The following is a 2,112-nucleotide window of genomic DNA, read 5'->3' as shown; positions in this document are numbered from 1 at the left end:
CCTAGGTACGCGGCGTCCGAACGCGAACCAGTAGATGGTCCAGAGGAGGATGACGGCGACCAGGCCGAGGATCACCCACTTCATCGAGGATCCGACGCCGATCATGATCGTCGTTGCTTCGGGGGTGATCCTCGGCCTGGTCGCCGTGGTGGCATCCGGATGGGCGGCCATGATTCCTCCAAGAAAGCGAATGTTCGTTCTTTATTAGAATCCTCGCATCGCCTATCGTTGTCAAGGAACGAGCGTTCTTTTTCGAGGAGGAGCAATGCCCAAGGTCACCGAGGCGCACCGCACCGCTCGACGCGACGAGATCATCGGCGCGGCACTGCGCTGCTTCGCCGCGAAGGGGTACCAGCGCACGTCGATGGCCGACGTGATCGAGGAGTCCGGTCTGTCGGCGGGCGCGATCTACGGCTACTTCGCCGGCAAGCAGGAGCTCTTCGCGGCGGTCGCCGGCCGGGTCCTCGCGGCGCGGCAGGTCGACCTCGAGGAACAGCGCGCGCACGGCGAGGCGCTCCCGCCCGGCGTGGTGATGGCCACCCTGCTCGACGGCATGCGGCGCGAGCCGTTCAGTCACGTGATCGTGCAGCTGTGGGCCGAGGCCGCGGTCGATCCCGAGATGGGCGAGCTCGTGCAGGGGGTGCTCGCGCGCGTGCGCGAGACCGTGCGACAGCGGCTCGTCGAATGGGCCACGGCGGAGCCGGGCCGGGTGGACGGCGATCCCGAGGCGTGGGCGACGCGGGTCGCTCCGGTCGTGCTCGGCGTCGCACCGGGCTTCATGATCCAGCGCGCGATCGTGCCCGACTTCGACGAGGAGGCCTTCCTCGCCGCCCTGCCCGAGGTGCTCCCCCACTGACGATGCACGCGAGAGCGACGGATGCCACGGCGCACCGGCGTGCGACGCGCGGCGCCGGCTCGCGGCATCCGCTCGCCGTGTCAGCCGACGGGGATCAGATGCCCTGCCACCCGGGCTTGTGCGCCCAGGCGTGCCGGTAGTAGTCGAGGTTCTCCAGCTCGGAGGCGGCCGCCTCGTCGACGATCACGGTCGCGTGCGGGTGCAGCTGGATCGCCGAGCCCGGCTGGCTCGCCGAGACCGGGCCCTCGACCGCGGCCGCGACGGCGTGGGCCTTGGCCTCGCCGAACGCGAGGAGCACCAGGTGCCGAGCGCGCAGGATCGTGCCGATGCCCTGGGTGATGCAGTGCATGGGCACGTCGTCGGGCGAGTCGAAGAACCGCGCGTTGTCGGCACGGGTCGGCTCGGTGAGGGTCTTCACCCGGGTCAGCGACGCGAGCGAGGAGCCCGGCTCGTTGAACCCGATATGCCCCGTGCGGCCGATTCCCAGGATCTGCAGGTCCACCCCACCCGACGCGGTGATCGCCGCCTCGTAGTCGGCGCCCGCATGCTCGATCGTCGCCGGGTCGCCGTTGGGCACCCGCACCAGCTCGGGGGTCAGGCCCAACGGCTCGACGACCTCGCGGGTGATCACCGCGCGGTAGCTCTCGGGATGCCCCGCTGGCAGCCCCACGTACTCGTCGAGCGCGAACCCGCGCACCCCGCGCACGTCGATCCCCTCGTCGGCGATGCGCCGCGCGAGGGCACGATAGCTCGCGAGCGGGGTCGACCCCGTCGCCAGGCCCAGCACGGCGTCGGGCTTCGAGCGGATCAGGTCGACGATGGCGCCGGCGACGAGGTCGCCCGCGGCATCCTCGTCGCGGACGATCACGACTTCAGCCATTGATGTTCTCCTACGAGGGCGGCGCCGACTGCGGCCGCCGGGAATCCGAGCGGGATGACCTGCACGCGCGACGGGAGGTCGAGGGATGCGAGGAACGCGGAGTCCGCGGCCCACCCGCTCAGGATACGGCGCGTTCCGGTGAGGAGCGGGTCGCCGAGCGCGGCGAGCCCTCCCCCGATGACCACGTCATCCACGTCGGTCGTGAGCACCAGCAGGCGCACCGCCGACGCGACGCCGGTGAGGAACCGCTCGCGCTCATCGAGTTCCACGTCTCGAACATCTCGCGGCCGTAGATGCCCTTCAGGGTGAGCATGTGCGTGACGACCTTGCCCCAGTCGATCGCATACGGCTCGGAGGGGAGGCCGAGCAGGGCGAT

3 protein-coding genes and 1 pseudogene are annotated in these 2,112 nt (G+C 70.5%); 1 reads left to right on the top strand and 3 read right to left on the bottom strand.

From position 1 onward, the window contains the following. Positions 1-265 precede the first annotated feature (265 nt). Positions 266-856: a TetR/AcrR family transcriptional regulator gene (locus GH736_RS21685; RefSeq protein ID WP_159606992.1), complete on the top strand. Its 591-nt coding sequence runs from the start codon at positions 266-268 to the stop codon at positions 854-856. A 94-nt stretch (positions 857-950) separates the two neighbouring features. Here GH736_RS21685 and GH736_RS21680 read toward each other — a convergent pair whose 3' ends face one another. The 3 genes and pseudogenes from GH736_RS21680 to tdh all read right to left on the bottom strand — a co-directional run. Further along, positions 951-1,736 (bottom strand): glucosamine-6-phosphate deaminase, encoded by a 786-nt coding sequence (locus tag GH736_RS21680; RefSeq protein WP_159606990.1) that lies wholly within the window; start codon positions 1,734-1,736, stop codon positions 951-953. Continuing rightward, a complete protein-coding gene (locus GH736_RS24375) occupies positions 1,721-2,005 on the bottom strand; it encodes a hypothetical protein (RefSeq protein ID WP_162529591.1) in 285 nt (94 codons plus the stop codon). Before GH736_RS24375 ends, GH736_RS21680 begins: the two co-directional genes overlap by 16 nt. Continuing rightward, positions 1,975-2,112 (bottom strand): annotated as a pseudogene (gene tdh / locus GH736_RS25335) (L-threonine 3-dehydrogenase); the annotation flags it as partial. The gene GH736_RS24375 and the pseudogene tdh, both read right to left, overlap by 31 nt.

This window comes from Agromyces humi (genome assembly GCF_009720255.1).
Taxonomy (GTDB): domain Bacteria; phylum Actinomycetota; class Actinomycetes; order Actinomycetales; family Microbacteriaceae; genus Agromyces; species Agromyces humi.
This window is presented reverse-complemented; position numbering and strand designations above follow the sequence as displayed.

Bases quoted from the DNA above. Each gene is read 5' to 3' on its own strand.
- GH736_RS21680 (WP_159606990.1), bottom strand. From the start codon at position 1,736: ATGGCTGAAGTCGTGATCGTCCGCGACGAGGATGCCGCGGGCGACCTC.
- GH736_RS21685 (WP_159606992.1), top strand. From the start codon at position 266: ATGCCCAAGGTCACCGAGGCGCACCGCACCGCTCGACGCGACGAGATC.